Source organism: Inquilinus sp. OTU3971, from assembly GCF_038440215.1.
In genome coordinates this window covers 21,679-28,123 of record NZ_JASATH010000100.1, presented here as the reverse complement: position 1 = coordinate 28,123, position 6,445 = coordinate 21,679, and the positions used below count along the sequence as shown (strand labels likewise).

6 protein-coding genes are annotated in these 6,445 nt (G+C 70.0%); 1 reads left to right on the top strand and 5 read right to left on the bottom strand.

The window, feature by feature from the left end; genetic code table 11:
* Window positions 1–141: 141 nt before the first annotated feature.
* The 5 genes from AAHM41_RS23320 to AAHM41_RS23300 all read right to left on the bottom strand — a co-directional run bounded on the left by AAHM41_RS23320 (window position 142) and on the right by AAHM41_RS23300 (window position 5,549).
* Entirely contained in the window at window positions 142–1,047 is a 906-nt protein-coding gene (locus AAHM41_RS23320) for a DMT family transporter (RefSeq protein WP_342238984.1), read from the bottom strand.
* Between the two features lie 255 nt (window positions 1,048–1,302).
* The gene (locus AAHM41_RS23315; protein WP_342238983.1) at window positions 1,303–1,737 is read right to left on the bottom strand and encodes a cupin domain-containing protein; all 435 of its coding nucleotides are present in this window, start codon (window positions 1,735–1,737) and stop codon (window positions 1,303–1,305) included.
* Window positions 1,734–2,336, bottom strand: a complete 603-nt coding sequence (locus tag AAHM41_RS23310) for a glutathione S-transferase (RefSeq protein WP_342238982.1) — start codon at window positions 2,334–2,336, stop codon at window positions 1,734–1,736. The genes AAHM41_RS23315 and AAHM41_RS23310 overlap by 4 nt, the downstream gene beginning before the upstream one ends.
* Before the next feature lie 278 nt (window positions 2,337–2,614).
* Window positions 2,615–3,385, bottom strand: a complete 771-nt coding sequence (gene gloB, locus AAHM41_RS23305) for a hydroxyacylglutathione hydrolase (RefSeq protein ID WP_342238981.1) — start codon at window positions 3,383–3,385, stop codon at window positions 2,615–2,617.
* Between the two features lie 271 nt (window positions 3,386–3,656).
* The gene (locus AAHM41_RS23300) at window positions 3,657–5,549 is read right to left on the bottom strand and encodes a DNA/RNA non-specific endonuclease (RefSeq protein ID WP_342238980.1); all 1,893 of its coding nucleotides are present in this window, start codon (window positions 5,547–5,549) and stop codon (window positions 3,657–3,659) included.
* 106 nt (window positions 5,550–5,655) lie between these two features.
* Here AAHM41_RS23300 and AAHM41_RS23295 point away from each other — a divergent pair, with 106 nt between their 5' ends.
* Window positions 5,656–6,417 carry a class I SAM-dependent methyltransferase gene (locus AAHM41_RS23295; RefSeq protein ID WP_342238979.1) on the top strand — a complete coding sequence of 254 codons (762 nt, stop codon included), beginning with the start codon at window positions 5,656–5,658 and terminating at the stop codon, window positions 6,415–6,417.
* Window positions 6,418–6,445: the final 28 nt, after the last annotated feature.

Genomic DNA, 6,445 nt, shown 5'->3' with positions numbered 1-6,445 from the left:
GCGGAGCGGCCGGGCTGTCCGGCATCGGATCGGTCTGCGCCTTGTTCATGGAACATAGCATGAACGCAGCCGCCGATTAATACAATTGCACAATGTGTTTACAGCAGAATAGGCCCGATTCCGCCTGGGTCCGGCGGCAAGCTAGCCGAGGTCGAGCACGGCGCCGGAGCGGCGGCGGGTCTCGCGCCACAGGATGTAGAGGCCGCTGCCGATCACGACCGCGGCGCCGGCCATGGTGACCGTGTCGACCGTGTCGCCGAACAGCACCAGCCCATACAGCACGCCCCAGATCATCTGGCTGTACTGGAATGGCGTCACCGCGCTGGGCGGGGCCGAATGCAGTGCCCGGATCAGCAGGATGTGCCCGGCGGCGCTGAGCACGCCGCCGGCGGCGAGGCCGAGCAGGCCCAGCGCGTCGGGCGTGACCCAGATGAAGGGCAGGACGGCGCCGCCACCCAGCACCATGGCCAGGAACAGGGTGGCCAGCTGGGCGGCGTCGCTCTCGCGCCGGCCGATCCGGCGCGAGACGATCAGGGCGACCGAGAAGAACAGCGGCGAGGCCAGCGCCGCGGCATGGCCGGGGTCGAACGCCACCAGCCCCGGCCGCAGCATCACCAGGATGCCGAGGAAGCCGACGATCACCGCCGCCCAGCGATGCCGCCCGACCGCCTCGCCCAGGAACGGCACCGACAGCGCGGTGACCAGGATCGGCGCGGCGAACAGCAGGGCATAGACATCGGCCAGCGGCAGTCGGCCGAAGGCCCAGGCGGCGGAGATGGCCGACGCGGTGATCAGGGCGCTGCGCAGCAGCGTATGGCCGGGCAGGCGCGGCCGCAGCCGGTCCCAGCCGCCCGACCGCACGGCATGGGCCGCGGCCACGGGCAGGGCGAACAGGCCGAAGAAGAAGAACAGCTCGAAGGCCGAGATGCCGCGACTGCCGATCAGCCATTTCGAGACGGCGTCGCCGGCCGAGAAGCAGGCGAAGCCGGCGACGGCGCAGGCGATGCCGACTCCGATCCGGTCGGCGCCGAGGGCGAGGCTGGTCATGGACGATCCGCGGGCGGCAGCGATGCGGATGTCTTAGCAGAGGCGGGGAATGAAAGCCTTTGCAATTGGAGGAATTACCAACCGGATCGACGTGTTGCCTCTCCCGTTTACGGGAGAGGTCGGAGACGCGAAGCGGCTCCGGATGAGGGCTCTTTATCGAGGCCGGTGCCAGCCCTCACCCGCCAGCGCTGCGCGCTGTCGACCTCTCCCGCCACGCGGGAGAGGCAACGCAAAAAGCCAGGTCTTTTCTTGACCCTACCCCAGCTCCGGGCGCCAATCCGGTGGGGCCAGGGTGAAGCCTTCGAAGCGGAAGGCCGGGGCGACGACGCAGCTGACCAGGGTCCAGTCGCCGAGGCTGCGGGCCGCCTGCCAGTGCCCCTCCGGCACCACCCCCTGAAAGCGGTCGCCGGCCAGGAGATCGGGGCCGAGGCGTAGCACCTCGCCCGCCCGGCCGGTCTCGGCGATCGACAGCTCCAGCGGCGCGCCGGCCTGCCAGATCCAGATCTCCGGCGCGTCGACCGCGTGCCAATGCGACACCTCACCGGCCCGCAGCAGGAAGTGGATCAGCGAGGCCCGGCCGCGACCGCCCGCAGGCGGCGGGTCGCGCCACAGCTCGACATAATGACCGCCCTCCGGGTGCGGCGTCATGCCCAGCCTGGCAATGATGGCGTCCGGCGTCGGCGCACTCATGCCTGGGCGATCGTCGCGATGTAGGACGGCCGCTCGGCGAAGGCCGCATGCCAGGCAGCGAGGCGCGGATGGGTCTCGCGCCAGCCCCAGTCGGCGAAGCGCAGGTCGAGATAGCCGAGGGCGCTGGCGGCGCCGATCGTGCCGATGGTCAGCGGCCCGTCGAGCTCCGCCGCATCGGCCTCCATCTGGTCGAGCGACTTCCGGATCTTGGCCTTCTGCCGCTCGACCCAGGGCTCGTGCTGCTTCTCGGCCGGGCGCAGCGTGATCTCGTAGCGGATCAGGAGGGCCGCATCCATCAGGCCGTCGGCCAGGGCTTCCCAGCGCAGGGCGCGCCAGCGGTCCGCCCCCGCAGCCGGGACCAGCTTCTCCCCGTCATGCAGCGAGTCGAGATACTCGCAGATCACCGGGCTGTCGTAGAGCGGGCCGAACTCGGTCTCCAAGACCGGGATCTTGTTCAGCGGGTTGCGCGCCGACAGGCCGCTGGCCGGGTCCTCGGTGCTGGTCGGCACCACCTCGATCCGGTCCTGCAGGCCGGTCTCGTGGGCGACGATGCGGACCTTGCGGGCGAAGGGCGAGAACGGGCTGTAGAGGAGCTTCATGGCGGTCCCTGACTCGATCGAACGACAACCAACCCAAAACTGTCATGCCCGGGCTCGACCCGGGCATCCACGGACTATCGACACCCTCCGGATGGCCGGGTCAAGCCCACTGCCGTCCGGTCAGGCGTTTGGGGGTGTGGATGGAACCGCCGATCTCAACTTTAGTGCCTTGAGCTACAACCCGAAAAGCTCAACCGGACAGCCGTGGGTCAAGCCCGGGGATGACAAGAAAATAGAATACGGACCTGAGACAAACCCTCCTCGGTTGCCATCTTCGGTCAGAACCGGTCCTTGCGGCCGCGGATCTCGGCGAAGACGGCGACCGGGTCGGCCCCGGCCATGCCGATCGCGACCTGCAGCTCCGGCTTGTCGGCGCGCAGGAAGGGGTTGGCCAGCTTCTCGCGGCCGAGCTGGGCCGGGATGGTGGCGGCGCCGCTCTCGCGGGCGTCGTCGACATCCTCGGCATAGGCCTGCAGCACCGGGTTGGCGCCGTCGACCGTCAGCGCGAACCGGGCGTTCGACTGGGTGTATTCGTGGCCGCAATAGATCCGGGTGGTGTCCGGCAGCGCCCGCAGCTTCATGAGGCTGGACCACATCTGCTCGGGCGTGCCCTCCAGCAGCCGGCCGCAGCCGAGCGCGAACAGCGTGTCGCCGCAGAACAGCACGCCGGCATCCTCGAACCAGAAGGCGATGTGGCCGGCAGTGTGGCCGGGGACTTCGAGCACCGACCCCCGCGCAGCACCGACCATGACGTGGTCGCCCTCGGCCACGCCGCGGTCGAGGTCGGGGATGCGCGCCGATTCCGCCGCCGGCCCGACGATCGACGCGCCGTAGCGCTTCGCCAGCTCGTGGTTGCCGCCGACATGGTCGCCGTGATGGTGGGTGTTCAGGATCCAGTCCAGCCGGCCGCCCTTGGCCTCCAGCTTCGCCGCCACCGGGTCGGCCTCGCCGGGGTCGACCACGCCGACCATGCCGGTCGAATCATCCTCCAGCAGATAGGCGTAATTGTCCTTCAGGACGGGGATCAGCGTGACGCGAAGCGAGGCCATGCGTCCTCCTGGACCGGGGATCGAAGCGGGTCGGGACAGCATAGCCGCTCCCGACCCGCTCGGCGACCCCGCCGCGGCAGTGAGGTGGGCGATCGGGTGAGCGCCACCCTGTTGCCTCTCCCGTTTACGGGAGAGGTCGGAGACGCGAAGCGGCTCCGGGTGAGGGGATTTTGTCGAGGCCCGGGCCAACCCTCACCCGGTCTCGCTGCGCGAGCCCGACCTCTCCCGCCAGGCGGGAGAGGCAAACTGCTCTAACCGTATCCGGCGGCGATCAGAGCTCGATGTCGGCCAGGCTTTCGATCAGCGTCACCCGCGGCACGGATTCGGCCATGCCGCGGCGGCCGCGCCGCGGGCGGACCGGTTCCGCCCGGTCGTCGGCGGCCTTGAGGTCGCCGAAATCGAGCCCGGTGCGGCTCTCCAGCTCGGCGATCGGCAGCTGGTACAGCCGGAATTGCTCCAGCCCCAGCGCCTCGATCCGGTTCAGGAGGTCCTCCTGGGTCAGCAGGAAGGCCTTGGCCTTCAGCGCCCCAGCCTCGACATAGGCGACGATCTTCCAGAAATCGCGCGGGATGGCGGTGTCGCGATAGACCGGATCGTCGTCGCGAAACACCGGGCCGCCCAGCACCGAGACGCGCAGCTGCTCGACCTCCACCTCCTCCAGGATCGCGTTCTCCAGCAGGCCCCAGAGCCCGTTCAGCCCGGACTGGTTGTAGGCCTCGTGCTGCGGTGCGATGTTGGTGAAGTAGAAGGAGTCACGGTTCGCCCGCGCCGCCTCCTCCGGCGGGCCCCAGACCAGGTCCTGGCGCCGGGCGATATGGCCGCGGTCGAGGCGGTTTGAGGCGTAGAGCGCATCGCCGGTCTGCCATTTCGCGTCGACCAGCGGGTCGACCGTGAACTTCAGCCCGCTGCGGCTGAGCAGCCGGATCTGGCCGCCATCGACGTTCCAGGCGACCCAGCGGGCCAGGCGGCGCGACTTGCTGAGCACCAGCGAGAAATGGGTGTGGCGGATGACGGGTGAGCCGCCGACCTTGGCCGCATCCGTCTCCTGCGCCCGCGACATCGCCGGCAGCGGCACGGACTTGCCGGCCAGGAACTGCGGGTCGAAGCCGCCGCCCGTGGCGGCCGGCACGGCCTGCGCCAGCTCCGGCGGCACCGGCTCGATCTCCAGCTTCTTGAACACGGCGTCGGCGGTGCAGGCCAGCGCGAAGTCGCCCTCGCTGGCGTCGGCGCCGTCGGCTTCGCCGCCGAAATGCAGGCCGAGCATGACGTCGGTCGGGTTGCCCTTGCCGTCGAGGCCGAGCCAGACCGAGCCGGAATCGCCGCCCTTGCTGATCTCGTTCTCCGCCGCCGGACGGTCGGGGTCGGGGCCGATCTCGAAGCCGCCGATGCGCTTGGCGCCGACCCCGTCGCCATAGGACAGCTTCACCGTGGTCTCGATCCGGGTGACGATGCCCCAGGTGACGCCGGTGGTGCGGCCGGACTTCACCACCCGGTCGCCGAGCTCTGGCCGGCCGAGCCGGGCGACCCGGACGCCGAGATCGAGGATCTTCGGGTCGATGCCGCGGCCTTCGATCCGGGCGATCGCGCAGTCGCCGGCGAGGCCGAGATGGCTGCGCACCAGCACGCCGCAGCCGTTGCTCTCGACCCGGTTGTCGTCGAACGGCCCGGGCTGGACGATGGTGTCGCCCAGCCGGCCCTGCTCGCCGTGCAGCACATGCCAGTTCGACAGGATGTGCGGCCGCCCCTCGTGCCGGTCGTAGACGATGCAGCCGAGCGTGCCGGCCGTGCCCGCGGGATGGCTGACGCTGATGCCGGGCAGCAGCGGATCGTGGCGCAGCTTGCGCTGGTCCTTGATCACCTGCGGCACCAGCTGCCAGGACGGCTTGTAGCGGCGCTCGACCACGTCGGTCGGGATCGTGACGCCGTCGACCGTGATACTCTTCGGCAGCGGCGGGATGCCCTCATCCACCAGCGCCTGGGGCGCGACCTTGCGGCCGACGGTGAACTGGATGCACAGCTCGCCGGTCGGCTTGCCGCCCTCGATCTTCCGGCCGATGCCGACCGAGGTCACGTTCGGATGGTCGAGATAGAGGTCCGCGGCCTCGCGGGCGGCCTGCTTCAGGCGCTCCGGGTCGATTCCACGAGGCTCGGTCTTGCGGGCCATGAAGCGACTCCTGAAATATCCTGTTGTGGCAGCCGGATTCGTGATGGCTCAAACCTGCCATCGATGCGTTATCCTATCGTGACCATGCCCATAGGACGACGGGCGGATGTACAGCGACGTCATCGATCTGCGTGAATTCTACGAGACCAGCCTGGGCCTGGTGGTGCGCCGCATGGTGCGCCGGCAGATCCGCATGCTGTGGCCGGACACGCAAGGCCAGATCATCCTCGGCCTCGGCTATGCCACGCCGTTCCTGCGGCCGTTCCTGGGCGAGGCCGAGCGGGTGATCGCCTGCATGCCGGCCGAGCAGGGCGTGGCCCATTGGCCGCCGGACGGCCGCGGCCTGGTGGCGCTGAGCGAGGAGACCGAGCTGCCGTTGCCCGACATGTCGGTCGACCGGGTGCTGCTGGTGCACGGGCTGGAGGCCACCGAGCAGCTGGGCGAGCTGATGCGCGAGATCTGGCGCGTGCTGAACGGCAGCGGCCGGCTGCTGGTGGTGGTGCCGAACCGGCGCAGCCTGTGGGCCCGGTCCGACCGCACCCCGTTCGGCCATGGCAAGCCCTATTCCTCCAACCAGCTGAGCCAGGTGCTGCGCCAGCACCAGTTCGTGCCGGAGCGGGTGGCCCGCGCCTTGTGGCTGCCGCCGACCCGGTCGCGCTTCCTCCTGTCCACCGCCCCGGTGTGGGAGGAGGTCGGCGCCCGCTGGTTCCAGCGCGTCGCCGGCACGGTGATGATCGAGGCGTCGAAACAGATCTACCAGCTGTCGCGCGGCAAGAAGATCCGCGCCCGCCGGCCGGTGCTGGTGCCGGTCGGGGCGGCGCAGCCGGCCCTGGGCGTGCGGCGCGAGGGCGAGGAACAGCCGGGCTAGGCGGGCTGGGAAATCGGAACGGGACGGT

Coding starts and splice junctions, on each gene's coding strand:
- AAHM41_RS23320 (WP_342238984.1), bottom strand. CDS start 1,047: ATGACCAGCCTCGCCCTCGGCGCCGACCGGATCGGAGTCGGCATCGCC.
- AAHM41_RS23315 (WP_342238983.1), bottom strand. CDS start 1,737: ATGAGTGCGCCGACGCCGGACGCCATCATTGCCAGGCTGGGCATGACG.
- AAHM41_RS23310 (WP_342238982.1), bottom strand. CDS start 2,336: ATGAAGCTCCTCTACAGCCCGTTCTCGCCCTTCGCCCGCAAGGTCCGC.
- gloB (WP_342238981.1), bottom strand. CDS start 3,385: ATGGCCTCGCTTCGCGTCACGCTGATCCCCGTCCTGAAGGACAATTAC.
- AAHM41_RS23300 (WP_342238980.1), bottom strand. CDS start 5,549: ATGGCCCGCAAGACCGAGCCTCGTGGAATCGACCCGGAGCGCCTGAAG.
- AAHM41_RS23295 (WP_342238979.1), top strand. CDS start 5,656: ATGTACAGCGACGTCATCGATCTGCGTGAATTCTACGAGACCAGCCTG.